This is a genomic window from Pseudomonas sp. BF-R-26, from assembly GCF_019947395.1.
Classification (GTDB): Bacteria; Pseudomonadota; Gammaproteobacteria; order Pseudomonadales; family Pseudomonadaceae; genus Aquipseudomonas; species Aquipseudomonas farris.
This window is the reverse complement of record NZ_JAGYGK010000023.1, coordinates 24,450-43,200: the sequence shown is the minus strand read 5'-3', so window position 1 is coordinate 43,200 and position 18,751 is coordinate 24,450. Positions and strand designations below refer to the sequence as shown.

Below are 18,751 nucleotides of genomic sequence, written 5' to 3'. Positions count from 1 at the left end.
CAGGTGGATTCAACTCCAGCCCAACATCACGCCGTCAGCGTATGGTCACCCTCCCCAAACCAGGTGCGCACCAGATCGGTACCGCTCGTGCCCGTGTTGGCAAGGACTGCCACATCGGCGAAGTTCGTACCATTGGCTGCGCCATCGGCATCCACCTTCACGGTGATGTCACTGCCGGACTGCGCTAGTTGGACGAAGTCGGACGCTTGGCTGACACCGCTAACGAAGTTGGCGCTGAGCAGTGCAGAGAGGTCGAGCGCGTCACCTTCGGCGAAGTTGTAGTCGAGGATGGTATCTCCGCCTTCAGCCACATTGAGATAGGCGAACATATCGGCTCCCGCGCCACCGCTGAGCGTGTCCTCCCCACCACGACCCGCGAGGATGTCATTGCCGTCGCCGCCATTGAGTACGTCCGCCGCCATGCTGCCCACCAGTGTGCCGCTGGATTCGCCGCTGTAACTGACTTGGGTACCGGCCTCGCCGCCGTCGGTGGCCTGGAAGTCATCCACTGTGTAGTGTCCCAGCAAGTTCACCTCGGCCCGATGCACGCCGTCGTCCACCGTCAGCAGGCCGCCGGCACCAGAGGCGTTGGCGCTGTAGGTGAGCTGGGTGTTGGCGCCGAAGGCGAGATCGCTGAAGGTCAGCATGTCATCGCTCTCCAGACCGAGGATGCCGACCAGCGAGCCCGCAGCTTCGGCCTGTGCGATCACCAGTGTGCCCGCGCCTTCGCCGTGGAACGCGACGGACCCGTGCGCCGCGCCAGAAAAGGTCAGTGTCGCATCGCCGTCGATGGTGGCGCTGCCGTTGCCCATCACGTCGGCCAGCAGGCGCATGTCGCCGCCGTTGGCCCACAAGTGACCGGAGTTGTCGACTGCACTGGCCACCGTCATGCCGCCTTCACCCGTAGACTCCAGCACCCCGCTGTTGGTGATGGTGTGGGTGCCGGTGTCGAGCACCAGGCTGTTCAGCCCACTGGCCAGGATCAACCCCGCATTGACCAGCACCATCTGCCCGGCGCCCAACTGGCCGGCGCCGGAAATGCGGTTGTCGACGTTGGTCAGGACGGTGTCGGCGCTGCCGCCGAAAATCACGTTTTGTGCGCTGTCGGATAGCTGCACCTGACCGCCACCGGTCAAGGTCGCGCCACGGAACAGAATCTCAAGATTGGTCTCGCTGCCGGTGGAGCCCAGTTCAATGGTGCCGCTGTTATGAATGCTGCCACCGAACGGCATGATCGCGCCGTCGGCAATGGTGAGGGTACCGGTATTGGTCATGACCGGGTCCACATCGAACTGGAAGTTCGTTTCGCTCAAGTCTGCTGCATCGATACCTTTAAGGGTGACCGACTGGCCGGAGCTGATGCTGACCAGCGCATTGCCGTTGGCGTCGTTAGTGATACTCAAATCAGCAAAGCCGTTGACGCCCGCGAAGCCGATCAAGTCGATCTTGTCCGCCGTGATATCGAAACTGTAGATCTGGTTGTTGCCGATCGGCTGGGCGAAGACGAAAGTGTCGGCACCAGTCGAGCCGGTCAGGTTGTCGTCAGCGGACAAGGCGAAGATGGGCGCGCCGGGGGCATAGACTTCGATGTTGTTGAACACATAGGCGCTGCCGTCGCTGCCGTCACTATTGCTCCAGTACATGTTGACATCAAGCACCAACGCTCCCGCGAAGTCGCTTGGGGTTGTCACAGTCAATGCGCCAGGATCGCTGGTCTGCACGGTCCAGGTGCCGTCGCCGTTGTCGGTTCCCGCATTGAATATCCATCCCGAGGGAACACCGCTGATCGTCACCATTATCGGGCCGTTAATTTCGGCCAGCGGAATGTTGAGGGCTAGATTGATGGGTTCGCCAGCCACACCTGCCGGGAGGTTTGCACTGGTGCTGAACGCAACGCCCGTATTACCAGCCAAGTCCGTGTAGGTGTTTGCAACGCTGGCTTTTACAGATCCATTGCCGGTTCTTGTGAAATCCACGGTATAAGTGTTGCCGCTACCGGAGAAGTTGCTGAGGGTTCCGCGGCCTGCGGTGACACTGAAATCATTGATATCGAAGTTACTCACAGCTTCACTGAACGTGATGGTTATTGTGCCGCTACCGGTGTTCCCTAACACTGGGAACGCGGTTATGGAGGTCACCGTCGGCGCCACGCTATCAACTGGAGTTTCAACTACGTTCTGCACATTCACCGTAATCGTCTGGGTGTCGGTTCCGCCATTGCCGTCCGCCACCAGAACGTCCACAACATAGGCATTGTCACCGTCAGCACCACCGACATCCTGGGCATTCTCGTAATCCGGCGCCGAATTGAACGTCAGCACCCCGCTCGAACTGATCGAGAACTTGCTGAAGTCCGTCCCGGCCGTATTCAGGATCGAGTAGCTCAGGGTTTGCGCCGGCAGATCAGCGTCTGTCGCCGTCACTGTCGTGACCGCTGTGGTGTTCTCCGCCACGTTGACCGAAGCCGTCGCACCACCACCGTTGGAGGTGATCACCGGGCTGTTGTCATTGACGCCCGTCACGCTCACCGCGAGCGCCTGGTCGTCAAACAGCGTGCCGTCCGATGCCCGCACAATCACGTCATAGACGTTGTTCGTTCCTGAATCAGTCGGTGCCTCAAAGTTGGGCGCAGAAACAAAGCTCAGCGCGCCCGTGCCTGAAACGATCGAGAACTTCGCGGCATCCGCTCCGCCGACGATGCTATAGCTCAGCGTTTGCGCCGGAAGATCGGTATCGGTCGCCGCCACTGTCGTGACCACCGTGCTGTTCTCCGTCACGCTGACCGAAGCGGTCGCACCGCCCCCGTTGGAGGTGATCGTCGGGGTGTTGTCGTTGACGCCCGTCACGGTCACCGCGATCGCCTGGTCGTCAAACAGCGTGCCGTCCGATGCCCGCACAATTACGTCATAGACGTTGTTCGTTCCCGAATCAGTTGGGGACTCAAAGTTGGGCGCAGAGATGAAGCTCAGCGCGCCTGTGCCTGAAACGATCGAGAACTTCGCGGCATCTGCTCCGCCGACAATGCTGTAGCTCAGGGTTTGTGCCGGAAGATCAACGTCGGTTGCTACCACCGTCGTAACTGCCGTGGTGTTCTCCGCCACGCTGACCGAGGCCGTCGCACCACCACCGTTCGAGGTGATTGTCGGGGAGTCGTTGCTGCCGTTGATGGTCACCGTCACCGCGGTCGCGGTGCCGTCGGCGCTAAGTACCGTGAAGGTGTCGGTCAGGCTGTCGCCGACATTAAGTGAGTCGAAGGCCGAGTTGGCGGTATGGCTCCAGTTGCCTGCGGCATCGATGGCGAAGGTTCCGTTGGCGCCGGCGGTACCGGATTGGGCCTGGAAGGTTTCCGGGCTGTCGACGTCGCTGATGGTGAGGGTGCCAGCTGTGGTCAGCGGGGCATTGGTTTCGGTCAGCGTGACGCTGGCTGAGGACAGCACGGCGGCGTCGTTGCTGCCGTTGATGGTGACCGTCACCGCGGTCGCGGTGCCGTCGGCACTGAGTACCGCGAAGGTGTCGGTCAAGCTGTCGCCGACATTGAGCGCGTCGAAGGCCGAGTTGGCGGTATAGCTCCAGTTACCTGCGGCATTGATGGCGAAGGTTCCGTTGGCGCCGGCGGTACCGGATTGGGCCTGGAAGGTTTCCGGGCTGTCGACGTCGCTGATGGTGAGGGTGCCAGCTGTGGTCAGCGGGGCATTGGTTTCGGTCAGCGTGATGCTGGCCGAGGACAGCACGGCAGCGTCGTTGGTCCCGAGGATGTGGACGGTGACTGAAGTGAGGGTGCCGTCGGCGCTGCTCACTGAGAAAGTGTCGGTGTAGGTGGTGCCTGCAGCGAACTCGTTGTGGGCGTTATTGGCGACATAGGTCCAGGCACCATTGGTGCCGATGGAGAACTGGCCGTAATTGCCGGCGGTGCCAGGCTGCGCGACGAAGGTCGCCGCGCTGTCGACGTCGCTGATGGTCAGGCTGCCGGTGGTGGTCAGTGGGGCATTGGTTTCGGTCAGGTTGGCGATGTCGGCGGACAACACCGCGGCATCGTTGGTCCCGAGGATATTGACGGTGACCGAGGTGATGGTGCCGTCGGCACTGCTCACCGCGAAGGTGTCAGTGTAGGTGGTGCCGGCGACGAACTCGTTGTGAGCGGAGTCGGCGACATAGCTCCAGGCACCATTAGTGCCGATGGAGAACTGGCCATAACTGCCGGCGGTGTCAGGTTGCGCGACGAAGGTCGCCGCGCTGTCGACGTCACTGATGGTCAGCGTACCGTTGGTGGTCAGCGGGGCATTGGTTTCGGTCAGGTTGACGCTATCGGCGGACAGCACCGCGGCATCGTTGGTCCCGAGGATATGCACGGTGACCGAGGTGAGGGTGCCGTCGGCGCTGCTCACCGCGAAGGTGTCGGTGTAGGTGGTGCCGGCGACAAACTCGTTGTGAGCGGAGTCGGCGACATAGCTCCAGGCACCATTGGTGCCGATGGAGAACTGGCCGTAATTGCCGGCGGTACCAGGTTGCGCGACGAAGGTCGCCGCGCTGTCGACGTCACTGATGGTCAGCGTACCGTTGGTGGTCAGCGGGGCATTGGTTTCGGTCAGGTTGACGCTATCGGCGGACAGCACCGCGGCATCGTTGGTGCCGAGGATATGCACGGTGACCGAGGTAAGGGTGCCGTCGGCACTGCTCACCGCGAAGGTGTCGGTGTAGGTGGTGCCGGCGACAAACTCGTTGTGAGCGGAGTCGGCGACATAGCTCCAGGCACCATTGGTGCCGATGGAGAACTGGCCGTAATTGCCGGCGGTGCCAGGCTGCGCGACGAAGGTCGCCGCGCTGTCGACATCGCTGATGGTCAGGCTGCCGCTGGTGGTCAGCGGGGCATTGGTTTCGGTCAGGTTGGCGATGTCGGCGGACAACACCGCGGCATCGTTGGTCCCGAGGATATTGACGGTCACCGAGGTGGCGGTGCCGTCGGCACTGCTCACCGCGAAGGTGTCGGTGTAGGTGGTGCCGGCGACAAACTCGTTGTGGGCGTTATTGGCGACATAGGTCCAGGCACCATTGGTGCCGATGGAGAACTGGCCGTAATTGCCGGCGGTGCCAGGCTGCGCGACGAAGGTCGCCGCGCTGTCGACGTCGCTGATGGTCAGCGTACCGGTGGTGGTCAGCGGGGCATCGGTTTCGGTCAGTGTGACGTTGGCCGAGGACAACACGGCCGCATCGTTAGTACCGGTAACGGTAACGGTCACCAGTTGGGTGTCTACGCCGCCAAGGCCATCGCTGACCTGCACGCTGAACACTTCATCATGACTCTCGCCAGCCCCCAGCGACTGCACTGCGCTGGCGATTCCGTCGGAGCCATTGGCCAGGGTGTAAGTCCATTGGCCGGTGCTGTCCACCGCGATCGAGCCGTAGATGCCGGTATTCGTACCGGCAATGCTCCAGCTGGCTGTGGCCGCGTGATCGATATCGGCCGAACTGAACTGACCGCTGACGCTGAGCGCGGTGTCTTCCTGCACTGCGCCAGCATCATTGCCTGTCGCGAAGCTGAGGACCGGCGCATCGTTAGTGCCACTGACGGTAACGGTCACCAGCTGAGTGTCCACGCCGCCGAGGCCATCGCTGACCTGCACGCTGAACACTTCGTCATGACTCTCGCCCACCTTCAGCGACTGCACCGCACTGGCAATGCCATCGGTGCCGTTGGCCAGGGTGTAAGTCCATTGGCCAGTGCTGTCCACCGCGATCGAGCCGTAAGTGCCGGTATTCGTACCGGCAATGCTCCAGGTGGCCGTCGCAGCGTGATCGATATCGACGGAACTGAACTGGCCACTCACGCTGAGCGCGGTGTCTTCCTGCACCGCGCCGGCATCGTTGCCGGTCGCGAAGCTGAGGACCGGCGCATCGTTAGTGCCGGTGACGGTGACGGTCACCAGCTGAGTGTCCACGCCGCCGAGGCCATCGCTGACCTGCACGCTGAACACTTCGTCATGACTCTCGCCCACCTTCAGCGACTGCACCGCACTGGCAATGCCATCGGTGCCGTTGGCCAGGGTGTAAGTCCATTGGCCAGTGCTGTCCACCGCGATCGAGCCGTAAGTGCCGGTATTCGTACCGGCAATGCTCCAGGTGGCCGTCGCAGCGTGATCGATATCGACGGAACTGAACTGGCCACTCACGCTGAGCGCGGTGTCTTCCTGCACCGCGCCGGCATCGTTGCCGGTCGCGAAGCTGAGGACCGGCGCATCGTTAGTGCCGGTGACGGTGACGGTCACCAGCTGAGTGTCCACGCCGCCGAGGCCATCGCTGACCTGCACGCTGAACACTTCGTCATGACTCTCGCCCACCTTCAGCGACTGCACCGCACTGGCAATGCCATCGGTGCCGTTGGCCAGGGTGTAAGTCCATTGGCCGGTGCTGTCCACCGCGATCGAGCCGTAAGTGCCGGTATTCGTACCGGCGATGCTCCAAGTGGTCGTCGCAGCATGATCGATGTCGGCCGAGCTGAACTGGCCGCTGACGCTGAGCGTGGTGTCTTCCTGCACTGCGCCAGCATCATTGCCCGTCACGAAGCTGAGCACGGGCGCGTCGTTGCTGCCGGTGATGGTAACGGTCACCAGCTGGGTGTCCACGCCGCCCAGGCCATCGCTGACCTGCACGCTGAACACTTCATCATGACTCTCGCCCACCTTCAGCGACTGCACCGCACTGGCAATGCCATCGGTGCCGTTGGCCAGGGTGTAAGTCCATTGGCCGGTGCTGTCCACCGCGATCGAGCCGTAGATGCCGGTATTCGTACCAGCAATGCTCCAGCTGGCTGTGGCCGCGTGATCGATATCGGCCGAACTGAACTGGCCACTGACGCTGAGCGTGGTGTCTTCCTGCACTGCGCCAGCATCATTGCCCGTCACGAAGCTGAGCACGGGCGCGTCGTTGCTGCCGGTGACGGTAACGGTCACCAGCTGAGTGTCCACGCCGCCGAGGCCATCGCTGACCTGCACGCTGAACACTTCATCATGACTCTCGCCCACCTTCAGCGACTGCACCGCACTGGCGACACCATCGGTGCCATTGGCCAGGGTGTAAGTCCATTGGCCAGTGCTGTCCACCGCTATCGAGCCGTAGGTGCCGGTATTCGTACCGGCAATGCTCCAGCTGGCCGTCGCAGCGTGATCTATGTCGGCCGAACTGAACTGGCCACTCACGCTGAGCGTGGTGTCTTCCTGTACTGCGCCGGCATCGTTGCCGGTCGCGAAGCTGAGTACCGGCGCATCGTTAGTGCCGGTGATAGTGATGGTGACGGTCTGCGTCGCCGAGGCAGCATTAGCCGCGCCGCTATCGTCGGTAGCAACCACCGCGTACGAGAAGGTGATGGTTTCACCCGCACCGAGGAAGTCGAGGTTCTGATTGCTGCTGTAGTCCCAGCTGTTCTGGTCGACCGAAAAACCAGCCACCAGTGCCGAGGCCACGGTCGCATTGAGCACGCCGCCGCTCCAGGCGATGTCGCCGTTGGCGGTCTGCGACACGGTCACCGTGTCGGTACTGTCCAGATCAGTAAAGCTCAGTGCACCGCTGTCGCTCAGGGTGGCCGTGCTGTTGCCTTCGTTCATCGCGCCGGTGGTGTCGGTAATCGTCAGCGTCGGCTGGTCGTTGGTGCCGGTAATCGTGATGGTCACGGTCTGCACCGCGCCGTCGCCGATCGCCACGTTATAGGTTTGGGTGACGATCTGGCCTTCGCCGAGGAACTGCAGGGCGGTGTTGTTCACCGCGAAGTTCCAACCCAGCGAACCACTGCCCGTGCCGGTGCTGTCGCTCAGTGGGTTGGTGGTGAAGCTGCCCAGATAGCCGGAAGCGCCCGGCGTGACAGTGACGCTGTGGGTGTCGATCAGGTCGACGTCGGTGAAGGTGATGTTGCCGCTGGCTGCGTAGTCGCCGCTGTCTTCCTTGGCATCGCCGGCCTGCACGCCGCTGGTGATCTGCACCTGATCGTTGTCGCCGGTAATCGTAATGGTCACGGTCTGCACCGCGCCGTCGCCGATCGCCACGTTATAGGTTTGCGTGACGCTCTGGCCTTCGCCGAGGAACTGCAACGCGGTGTTGTTCACCGCGAAGTTCCACCCCAGCGAACCGCTGCCCGTGCCGGTGCTGTCGCTCAGTGGATTGGTGGTGAAGTTGCCCAGATAGCCGGAAGCACCCGGTGTGACGGTGACGCTGTGGGTGTCGATCAGGTCGACGTCGGTGAAAGTGATGTTGCCGTTGGCCGCGTAGTCGCCGCTGTCTTCCCCGGCATCGCCAGCCTGCACGCCGCTGGTGATCTGCACCTGATCGTTGTCGCCGGTAATCGTAATGGTCACGGTCTGCACCGCGCCGTCGCCGATCGCCACGTTATAGGTTTGCGTGACGCTCTGGCCTTCGCCGAGGAACTGCAATGCGGTGTTGTTCACCGCGAAGTTCCAACCCAGCGAACCACTGCCCGTGCCGGTGCTGTCGCTCAGTGGATTGGTGGTGAAGCTGCCCAGATAGCCGGAAGCGCCCGGTGTAACAGTGACGCTGTGGGTATCGATCAGGTCGACGTCGGTGAAGGTGATGCTGCCGCTGGCCGCGTAGTCGCCGCTGTCTTCCCCGGCATCGCCAGCCTGCACGCCGCTGGTGATCTGCACCTGATCGTTGATGCCGGTAATGGTGATGGTCACGGTCTGCACTGCACCGTCGCCGATCGCCACGTTATAGGTTTGCGTGACGATCTGGCCTTCGCCGAGGAACTGCAACGCGGTGTTGTTCACCGCAAAGTTCCAGCCCAGCGAACCGCTGCCCGTGCCGGTGCTGTCGCTCAGTGGATCGGTAGTGAAGTTGCCCAGATAGCCGGAAGCGCCCGGCGTGATGCTGACGCTGTGGATGTCGATCAGGTCGACGTCGGTGAAGGTGATGTTGCCGCTGGCTGCGTAGTCGCCGCTGTCTTCCCCGGCATCGCCAGCCTGCACGCCGCTGGTGATCTGCACCTGGTCGTTGGTGCCGGTGATAGAGATAGTCACATTCTGCGTGGTCGATGAGCCGTGCCCGTCACTGATGGTGACCACATAGGTTTCAGTAACAGTCTGCCCCTGGGCCAGGGATTGGGCTGCCGCATTATCCAGGGCGTAAGTCCAGTTAACCGTGCCGTCGGCTGCGTTGGCCGCTTCAGTTACTGATGCAAGGGTGAAGTTGCCCAGCGCGGTGGCATTGCCTCCCGCAGCCACGAAAGAGGCGGTATGCGTGTCGCTCAGGTCAACATCGCTAAAGGCAATAGTGCCCGAGGTGCTCAGCGAGTCGGTCGGGCTCGGCGTCGTGGTCGCATCTTCGGTTACCGTGCCAGCCTGCACGCCGATGGTCATCGTCACACTGTCATTCATGCCAGCGAACTGCACCTGCGCAGTGGCCCAGCTGAGCGTGCCGTTGCCGAGACGAATCGCATAGGTAAAGCTGTCCGTCAGGGACGCTCCAGCGGCAAGCGACTGGAGTTGTGCCTTGAAAGCAGTCGACAACGTTGCGGCGTCGTAGCCGACCTTGCCGTCCGAGGTAATCCAGATCTTTGCCCCATTGAAACTGGTGTCAGTACTCGTCGCCTCAATTCTGCCCGTGTCCTGGATCAGGAGATCGGCCGGCGCATAAATCTTGGTGGCAGTAGAAAGACTGGTCGCGTCATCGAGTGACCAAAGTGTCTTTGCGCTACCGCCAAGGTCATTGGACATGACGTCCAGGTACACGACCCCCAGCAGGTCTTCAGTGATGGCCGCGGTGCTCGTGCCAATCACACCGGTAGTGAAAATGTCGTCCTGCGCCTGCGGAGTGTTGGAAAGCGAAGTAACGGTGCCGCCGCTGGTAGTTGTGGTGGTAGTCATGTCTTTCTCCCGAAAATGCCATTTTTTTATTTTTAGAATCGCTAGGGACTGCTAACAGGACGAAGTCCGGTTCTTGCACCGCTCAGGTCGTTCAAGAGTGGTGCGAGGCGGCCGCCGGACATCGCCGGCCTGACGGGCCAGGCGCTGCCGGCAGAGGCGCGAGGGTATTGCGGGGATGGAAAAATTCGCCGCGCTTGAGGAGCGGGTCGCAGGACAGGTCGGGCGAATGTGAGCCCGAGGCTGGGGCCGCGCTGCACATGGCACGCAATAGACTGAGAGCACCCATGTGGCAGGGACTCCTGAAATGATGGCTGGATGAGGCCGTGTTTTGAGGTAGCACTGACTCAGGGATACGGCCTTTCCTGATATCAGTTTGATGTGTGTTTAGTTGTGGGGTCAGGCTTTGTAAAGGTGTTAACCGCAGCTAACAGTACGATGTGCCAATATTCCGACAGGCGGGTGTGATGGTGTCAATATTATGTCGATTTGTTTTTGGCGAAGAGGGCGTGGGCACTCAACACGGGTGGAGCTCAAATGAGCTGAAACCCAAGCGGGGCATGGGCTGGTCGAGTCGTGCGGCCCTGGAAAACCATCAGATTTCAGCACTCTGCTGTTAAAAAGCCCCGCCAGAGCGTTCTTTCTGGCGGGGCTTTTTCATGCTCGAACCACCCGACGACTTACATGGAGAGCCTGTCATGACAGCCAAATGCGCAATTGCACTCCCGCCGCTTCAAGGGAACGCGACTACTGGCCGATAACCCGACCAGTCGTTGTCATTTTTACTTCTGGCGGCCGGCAACTGTCATCACGGGTTTATGCGAAATTGCTTGATAGCCTATGGCCTCCCGCTATCATCTGCGCGCCAAAAAGGCCGCGAAACCGAGCTCGCCCGTGTGGTTGCCTTTGGGTTGTTCTTCTTAAATTGCCTGGAAATCTTCGATGCTGTCGTATCACCAAAAGAGTTTTCTGATCGTCGATGATTTCTCGGATTTCCGCAGTTCCGTCAGGTCCATGCTGCGGGAGCTGGGCGTCAAGGACGTCGACACCGCTGATACCGGTGAACAGGCGCTGCGCATGTGCTCGCAGAAGTCCTACGACTTCATCCTGCAGGACTTCCACCTGGGCGATGGCAAGAAGAACGGTCAGCAGGTACTTGAAGACCTGATGATCGAGAAGCTGATCAGCCATGAAAGCGTGTTTGTCATGGTCACCGCCGAAACCAGCCAGGCCATGGTGCTCAGCGCACTGGAGCATGAGCCTGATGCTTACCTGACCAAGCCGTTCAACCGTTCCGGCCTGGCCCAGCGCCTGGAACGCCTGGAGCAGCGCAAGACCTTGCTCAAGCCGATCCTGCAAGCCCTTGATCGGGGCAAACCGATGGAGGTGCTTAATGCCTGCATCGCCCTGTGCAAACAGGACATTCGTTATTCCCCGCTGTGCCTGCGTTACCGCGCTGATGCTCTGCGCGACTTGAATCAGAACGAAGCGCTGGAGCGCCTGTACGACAGCATCATTGCTGATCGGCCTTTGCCTTGGGCGTTTGCCGGGTTGGGCCAGTTGCTGTTCAAGCGCGGCCATGTCAGCCAGGCCAAAGGCATTTACGAAAAAGCCCTGAAAGTCTTCCCGATGATGCCGGCCCTCTACGATGGCATGGCCGATGTGCTGGTCTGCGAAGGTGATACCAAGGCGGCGCAGCGAGTCTTGGAAGAGGCTATTCGGCTGTCGCCGTTGGCGGTGCGCCGGCAAGCGTTGCTGGGCAAGCTGGCGATGGCCAACGAAGATTTTGATACCGCCTCCAGAGCCTATCGCCAGGCCGTGGCCCAAGGGGCGCAGTCACGTTTCAAGGATGCGGAAAGCAACCTCGGCCTGGCCCATGCCTTGATCAGCAAAGGCAGTGAGAAGGGCCTGGACACCCGGACCCGCCTTGAAATCAATACAACGCTGAGTGCGGTGGCGAAGGAGAATCCTTCCGACCCCGGTTTGCAGATTCGTGCGCGTCTGATGAAGGCCACCAGCCTGTTGCTCAACGATGCCGAAACCGCCGAGAAGCTCACCGAACAAGCGATGATGCGCCTCGATGGCATGGAGCAATTCATGAGCGCCGAAGCGGCGCTGCTGGTCGCCAAGCAGCTGCAAATGCTGGGACAGGCGAGTGCCGGCGCGTCGATGCTGAAAAACTGTGCGGAAATCTACGGCGACGATCCGGCCGTGATGAAGGACATCGCCAAGCTGACCGACGACCCGACCATCCTCAACTCCAGCAACGCGGCCGCCGACCTCAACCGTCAGGGCGTGCGGGTGTACAAGACCGGCAATCTGGTGGAAGCCCGGGACGTATTCCGCAAAGCCCTGGCACTGCAGCCGAAGAACATCAGTATTGCCCTGAACATGGCGCAGTCGTTGCTGCATGGCACCGACACCAGCGTGCCGTCGGCCGAACTGGAAGAATGTCGCTCCTGCCTGAAAACCGTCGGCCTGATGCCCGATACCGACGCGCGTTATCCGCGCTACCAGAAACTGAAAATCAAGGCGTTCGGCGAATGATCGACAGCGAACCGTCACTCGACTTTTCCACGGTGATTGCCTCCACCGTGCATGACATGAAGAACTCTCTGGCCATGCTGATGCAGGCGCACAGTCAATGGCTGGCGCGCTTGCCCGATCCCGAGCAGCACACCCCCGAGCAGGGTGTGATCGACTTCGAGTTCGCCCATCTCAACGGCATGCTGGTGCAGTTGCTGGGGCTGTACAAACTCGGCGTCAACCAGATGCCGTTGCAGCCGGCCTACCATGAGCTGGATGATTTCATTGAGGCGCAACTGGCGGCTCACCAAGAAGTGTTCGCCAGCCGCGGCATCATCGCGACGTATGAAGTGGATCCGTTGAGCCCGCTGGGTTTCTTCGACCGTGAGCTGATTGCCTCGGTGCTCGCCAATTGCATCAACAACGCCATTCGTTACGCCCGCCATGCCTTGTTGATCAGCGTCAGCGATGAGGCCGGGCAACTGGTGCTGACCATCAATGACGATGGCGAGGGTTTTCCAGCCGAGATGATTGAGCGTCAGGCCGATTACGTGCAGGGCATCAACCACAGCAGTGGCAGCACGGGCCTGGGCCTGTACTTTGCCGGGCGGATTGCCGCGTTGCATCAGCGCAATGGCGTGGGCGGACGCACCGAAATCAGCAATGGCGGCCCATTGGGCGGCGGCGTGTTCAGCATTTACCTCCCCTGAATACCTTTTTGTTTGACGCTGCTTGATATTCCGAACAGCCGGAGCCTATTTTGTACGAGTCGCCGTTCGCGGCTCGTACAACAACAAGGATTGCGTCATGACAACCGATGGCCATCGTTCACTCGCACAGCGATTGACGGGCATTGATGAGATTGAATGTGTCACGCCGGACCTGAACGGCGTACCACGCGGCAAGGTAATGACCGCCGAAGGATTTCTTGAAGGGCGGCGTTTGCAGATGGCGCGGGGAGTGCTGCTGCAATGCATCATGGGCGGTTATCCGCCGGCGCGCTTTTACGGCAGTGATGATGGCGACCTGGCGCTGGTGCCTGATCCCGCGCAGATCCACCGCTTGCCCTGGAGCCAGCAGCCTCGGGCGCTGGCCATTTGCGATGCGGATGAACTGACTGGCGAGAGCTCGCCATTGTCGACCCGTGGCCAACTCAAGGCCGTGATTGCTCGATACGCCGCTCTCGGTCTGGCGCCGGTGGTGGCGACCGAGCTGGAATTCTTCGTCTTCGCGCCCAACCCTGACCCGACACAACCCTTCCAGCCGCCACTGGGCCTGGACGGTCGTCGCGAGGACGGTCATTCGGCGTTCAGCGTCAGTTCCAATAACGGCTTGCGGCCGTTCTTCAATGAAGTCTACGAATGCATGGCGGCTCTGGGCTTGCCGCGCGATACCTTCATGCATGAGATGGGCGTCAGCCAGTTCGAGATCAACCTGCTGCACGGCGATCCGCTTCTGCTGGCCGACCAGACCTTGTTGTTCAAGCATCTGCTCAAAGAAGTGGCGCTCAAGCATGGCCTGACTGTGGTCTGCATGGCCAAGCCGTTGGCGCACACGCCGGGCAGTTCGATGCATATTCACCAGAGCATCGTGGAGATCGGCACCGGGCGTAACGTGTTCAGCGACAAGGCCGGCGAGCCGACCGCGACCTTCCGTCATTTCATCGGTGGTCAGCAGGCCGGCCTGGCGGATTTCACCGCGCTGTTTGCGCCGAACGTGAACTCCTATCAGCGCCTGTGCCATCCTTTCGCATCGCCGAATAATGCCTGCTGGTCCCACGACAATCGCGCGGCCGGGCTGCGCATTCCGGCCAGTTCACCGGTCGCTCGTCGGGTTGAAAACCGCTTGCCGGGGGGCGATGCCAATCCGTATCTGGCGATTGCCGCGAGCCTGGCCGCGGGGTTGTATGGCATCGAGAACAAACTGGAGCCGAGCGAGCCGATCCAGGGTGAGTTCGTTGTGCCGGATAATCTTTCGTTGCCGTGTACCTTGCATGCCGCTCTCGAACGTCTGAAACGTAGCCAATTGGCGAAGGAACTGTTCGGCAAGGAGTTCATCGAAGGCTACATCGCTTCGAAGACCATGGAGTTGACCAGCTTCTTTGATGAAATTACTCCCTGGGAACGGCGTGTTCTAGCAGCCCAGGCCTGACGACACGTCGCCGTCGGGCTATCGTTTGTCGATAGTCCGATATTCACTGCAAGGAGCCGCTCGGAACGCCGATGCGCCAAATCTTGAAATCTTTTCGGGGGCTTTATTTCGCCTCGCTGATGATGTTGATCGGCTCGGGCCTGTTGAGTACTTACCTTGCCCTGCGCCTGGCGGCCGATAAAGTCGACAGCCTGTGGGTCGGTGCGTTGATGGCGGCCAACTATTTCGGCCTGGTGCTGGGTGGCAAGATCGGCCACCGGCTGATTGCCCGGGTCGGGCATATTCGAGCCTATTCAGCCTGCGCCGGGATCGTCGGCGCGGCAGTGCTGGGCCATGGCTTGGTGGACTGGTTGCCCGCGTGGCTGTTCCTGCGGGTGATCGTCGGCCTGGGCATGATGTGCCAGTACATGGTGATCGAAAGCTGGCTCAATGAGCAGGCAGAAGCCAAGCAGCGTGGCGTGGTGTTCAGCGGTTACATGATCGCTTCGTACCTGGGGTTGGTGTTGGGTCAACTGATTCTGGTCATGCACCCGGGCTTGGGTCTGGAACTGCTGATGCTGGTCGCCCTGTGTTTCGCACTGTGCCTGGTGCCAGTGGCCCTGACGCGGCGGATTCACCCTGCGCCTTTGCACCCGGCTCCGATGGAGCCACGGTTCTTCATCAAGCGCGTGCCGCAGTCACTGAGTACGGTGTTGGGGTCGGGATTGATCGTCGGTTCGTTCTATGGTCTGGCGCCGCTGTATGCCTCGCAGCAAGGGTTGTCGACCGAACAGGTCGGTCTGTTCATGGGTAGCTGCATTTTTGCAGGCCTGGTGGTGCAGTGGCCGTTGGGTTGGCTGTCGGACCGCTATGACCGGGCGCTGTTGATCCGCTGCTTCGCGTTTAGCCTGGCGCTGGCTGCGTTGCCGCTGGCAATCATGCGGCAGGTGCCGCTGGAGGTCCTGTTCATCGCTGGGTTCTTCTGTTCGTTGGTGCAGTTCTGCCTGTACCCGCTGGCGGTGGCGTTCTCCAACGACCACGTCGAGGGTGATCGCCGAGTGTCGCTGACGGCGATGCTGTTGGTGACCTACGGCGTCGGCGCGAGTATCGGGCCGTTGGTGGCCGGGGTGTTGATGAAGCTGTTCGGCAGTCAGATGCTCTATGCCTTCTTCAGTTTCTTCGCCTTGGTGCTGGTGTGGCGAATTCGTCCGAAAGCGGTCACCAACCTGCATCAGGTAGACGATGCTCCGCTGCATCACGTGGCCATGCCGGACAGTATGTCGAGCTCGCCACTGGTCGCTTGCCTTGACCCGCGAGTCGATGAGCAGGTGGTGCAGGATCAGATGCAGAACCCGGTCACCCCGGAGGCTGATTTCAATTCGGATGCCGAGCCCGAATCAGCACCTGAAACGGATTCGGAACCCGAAGACCCTGACACGGGGCGCGAGCAAAGCTTTACCGAAGCTCGGCCTTGATCAAGGCATAAAAAAACGGGCAGTCCCCACAAGGGACTGCCCGTTTTTTTATGGAAGTTGCGTCTCAGAAGTCGTCTTTATCGAAGCGCCGCGCTTCGCGCTGAAGCTGATAGACGAACCGCTCGACCTGCCGCTGCACCAGGCCGCTTATGTTGTGAAAACGCACGCCGGCAAAGGTGGTGTTGATCTTTTCTTCGAAGTGCAGGTAACGCAGCTCGACCGGTGCCGTCATGCTGCCGAAGGGCAGGGCAGCGACGAAACGGTCGTAGACCTGGCCCAGTTGCAGCCTGGCGGTGATGTCGCCTTCGAAGCGCAACTTGCAGCCGGTGGCGGAGATGTCCAGCAATTTGCCTGTGACGGGCGACTTGAGTTTTTCACCACCGAGGTCGACATCGACCAGTTGCGCCAGCTTCAACGCGGCGCGGAAAGCATTGCGGCGCTGGTGATAAACCACCTCATCGGGCAGCGCGCCTCGGTAGCAGCGGCCATCGCCGGATTCGTCGATGGTCAGCGGGCCGTTGCTTTCCCAGGCGATGCGCACGCCGTCGTGAAAGCCTTCGACCTTGAACGGTTCGCCGGCCAGCAGAAAGCGTTCGCCATCGCGAGGGATCATTTCGTCCAGAGTGATCATCTTGCTGTCACGGTCGACGTCCACCAGATAACTCTGAAAGCGCTGGCTGCGCTCGTGGAACGTGATGATCAGCGGATCATGGCTGTCTTGCAGCTGTCGCAGATTGCCGGAGATTTCCAAGGGCGTGGTGAGCACCTTGGGAGGCTGCGTAGCCTCTTCCGCGCTTAAGGCATTGAACACGGGATATCAATCTCCAGACAAATATGACTACCGGCCATCATTCTGCCAGCATGTTTCGCGTCTTGATAGAGCGTGCTCATTGAAAGGCTCAAGCCTGACTGAGCGGGCGTGGTTTTGCGAGTTTGGAGGTTGAACCGCGGGCATCGTAGAGCGCTGGCGGCTCGCCGCCGGTGAGGATTTTCAGCTGGTTGGCCGTGGCGGCCTGCTGCACCAGAATCGACTGGCCATTGTTAACGTTGGCGGCCTGGCATTGGGCCAGGAGGTCGGTCAGCACGTCACTCTGTGCCAGCAATTGGTCGCCAATGCTCGAATGGCTGGCAAGTTGCTCCAGGCCCTGGCGATTGGTCGGCAGGTTGAGGCTGGTGAGGATTTCACTGCGCTTGCGGCCATGCTGCTCGAGCAAAATGATCATTGCCTGTTTCTGCGCCAGAATGTCTTCGAGCAGTGGCATGTCGCGACCGTGCAGCGCGAGGGACTCGGTTTGCAGCAGCTCCAGCAGGTGTTGAGCCGGGGCAAAGTCGTCGATGATCAGTTGCAGTAAATTAGTGTCGTGCATGGCTGGCCTTGGGTTTTAAGCGTCCAAAAGCCTGGCGCGGGCCGTAGCCTAGCGCTGGGCTTCGAAGTTGAGCAGTTTGCTGGCTACACGGTTGCTGTCGACTTTATAGCTGCCATCGGCAATCGCTGCTTTCAACTCGGCCACACGGGCGTTGTCGACGGCAGGCTGATCGCGCAGCTTGTCAGTGACCTTCTGCAACTGTTGAGCCTCATTGCTGAGGTGTACCGATTCCCCGCTTTTGGTGGTACTGGCCTGTTCGGCCGGGGTATTCAGCGGCGTGGATTGGCCGGCTTCGGCGGTTTCCTTCGCAGCGCTGGTACGTGTACTGCCCGTAAGTGACGAGGAGCTGTTTAAACGACTGAAATCGATGACCATGACAAAAACCTCTGGGTATTTGGACGCTTGCCATGTTTTCGGCTCTTCCCCGGAAAACTTTAGGCCCATTTATCAATGAGCTTGCATGCGCCAGCACGTGTCCTGCATGCGGCACAGTTTAGGGAACAGGCGAGTGGCGCGCCATATCTTCACGACACAGAGCCCTGCATGGCCGCTCACATAGAAACTTCCACCTGGCCGGGCGCGGTGACTTGCGCCTTGATGACCCGCTGGGAGTTAAGGTTTTTCACGCGAATCTGTTCGCTCATGCCGCCGTTGGACAACGCTTCACCCGGCATACGTACACTGAGCGTACCACTGCGGGCGGTAATCACCACCTGATCGCCCTTGCGAATCACTTCCGCCTGTTCGAGGTGCACCAGGGTAATGACCTGATCGGCGACCATTGGTCGGGTAAGTTTTTGTCCGATCGCCTCATCGACGGAGGTCAGAAAACCCTGATTTATCAAGCTGATATCGCGTTCGCGAAGGGTTACGTCCTGAGGCTCGATAATCCCTGTGCGCTTGAGGGGGCGAGTGGTGGTCACGATGTCGCGAAACAGCCGTACTTGAGCGGGTACGAAGACTGTCCAGGGGGAGGCGCCGTCGCAGCGAACCTTGACCGTGACCCGACCCAGAGGCCTCGCGGGGCTCTCGAGGGTGGCTGTCAATTCCTTGTCGCACATAGGCATGCGCAGGCGCGGATCGAGTTGGTTGACCTCGATCTCGTAGCGTCCTTGTGTTTGACTCGTGGCCAGATAGTCTTCTACGGTGAATTCAAGAAAGCCCTGAGTGACGCCGATAAGCATGTCAGGCAAGGTAACCGCGTCAGCAAGGGCAGGGCTGCCAGCGTTGAACAGGCAAGCGGCCGACACCGCGCAGAGCAATCTGCGACAGGTTGATGTCAGGCGTCGGAAAAATGTCGGTTCTGTGTTCATAAGAGTTAAAAAGCAAGCGCCGTGCCGTTTAGTCATGAATGTGCGTCGCAACACACTTAGCGTTGGTGTAGGAGTCT

The 18,751-nt window shown here is 60.5% G+C and carries 9 protein-coding genes; 4 read left to right on the top strand and 5 right to left on the bottom strand.

From position 1 onward, the window contains the following. Positions 1-26: 26 nt before the first annotated feature. Positions 27-9,866, bottom strand: coding sequence for a VCBS domain-containing protein (locus tag KGB18_RS27400; protein ID WP_223570806.1), 9,840 nt, complete (start codon positions 9,864-9,866; stop codon positions 27-29). Positions 9,867-10,805: 939 nt separating this feature from the next. On the opposite strand from KGB18_RS27400, the gene KGB18_RS27395 reads away from it, so the two are divergent. The 4 genes from KGB18_RS27395 to KGB18_RS27380 all read left to right on the top strand — a co-directional run bounded on the left by KGB18_RS27395 (position 10,806) and on the right by KGB18_RS27380 (position 15,994). Beyond that, positions 10,806-12,410 carry a tetratricopeptide repeat-containing response regulator gene (locus KGB18_RS27395; RefSeq protein ID WP_223570805.1) on the top strand — a complete coding sequence of 535 codons (1,605 nt, stop codon included), beginning with the start codon at positions 10,806-10,808 and terminating at the stop codon, positions 12,408-12,410. After that, entirely contained in the window at positions 12,407-13,099 is a 693-nt protein-coding gene (locus tag KGB18_RS27390; RefSeq protein ID WP_223570804.1) for a sensor histidine kinase, read from the top strand. Before KGB18_RS27395 ends, KGB18_RS27390 begins: the two co-directional genes overlap by 4 nt. Positions 13,100-13,298: 199 nt before the next feature. Beyond that, positions 13,299-14,540: a glutamine synthetase family protein gene (locus KGB18_RS27385; RefSeq protein ID WP_223570816.1), complete on the top strand. Its 1,242-nt coding sequence runs from the start codon at positions 13,299-13,301 to the stop codon at positions 14,538-14,540. 71 nt (positions 14,541-14,611) lie between these two features. Next, positions 14,612-15,994 (top strand): MFS transporter, encoded by a 1,383-nt coding sequence (locus KGB18_RS27380; RefSeq protein ID WP_223570803.1) that lies wholly within the window; start codon positions 14,612-14,614, stop codon positions 15,992-15,994. Positions 15,995-16,058: 64 nt separating this feature from the next. Here the strand turns inward: KGB18_RS27380 and KGB18_RS27375 are convergent, their stop codons facing one another. The 4 genes from KGB18_RS27375 to flgA form a co-directional block, all read right to left on the bottom strand. After that, positions 16,059-16,805: a flagellar brake protein gene (locus KGB18_RS27375; RefSeq protein WP_123720603.1), complete on the bottom strand. Its 747-nt coding sequence runs from the start codon at positions 16,803-16,805 to the stop codon at positions 16,059-16,061. Between the two features lie 88 nt (positions 16,806-16,893). Further along, the gene (locus tag KGB18_RS27370; RefSeq protein WP_123720604.1) at positions 16,894-17,361 is read right to left on the bottom strand and encodes a flagella synthesis protein FlgN; all 468 of its coding nucleotides are present in this window, start codon (positions 17,359-17,361) and stop codon (positions 16,894-16,896) included. 48 nt (positions 17,362-17,409) lie between these two features. Then, positions 17,410-17,736, bottom strand: a complete 327-nt coding sequence (gene flgM / locus KGB18_RS27365; protein ID WP_008071796.1) for a flagellar biosynthesis anti-sigma factor FlgM — start codon at positions 17,734-17,736, stop codon at positions 17,410-17,412. Between the two features lie 176 nt (positions 17,737-17,912). Next, entirely contained in the window at positions 17,913-18,674 is a 762-nt protein-coding gene (gene flgA / locus KGB18_RS27360) for a flagellar basal body P-ring formation chaperone FlgA (RefSeq protein ID WP_223570802.1), read from the bottom strand. Positions 18,675-18,751: the final 77 nt, after the last annotated feature.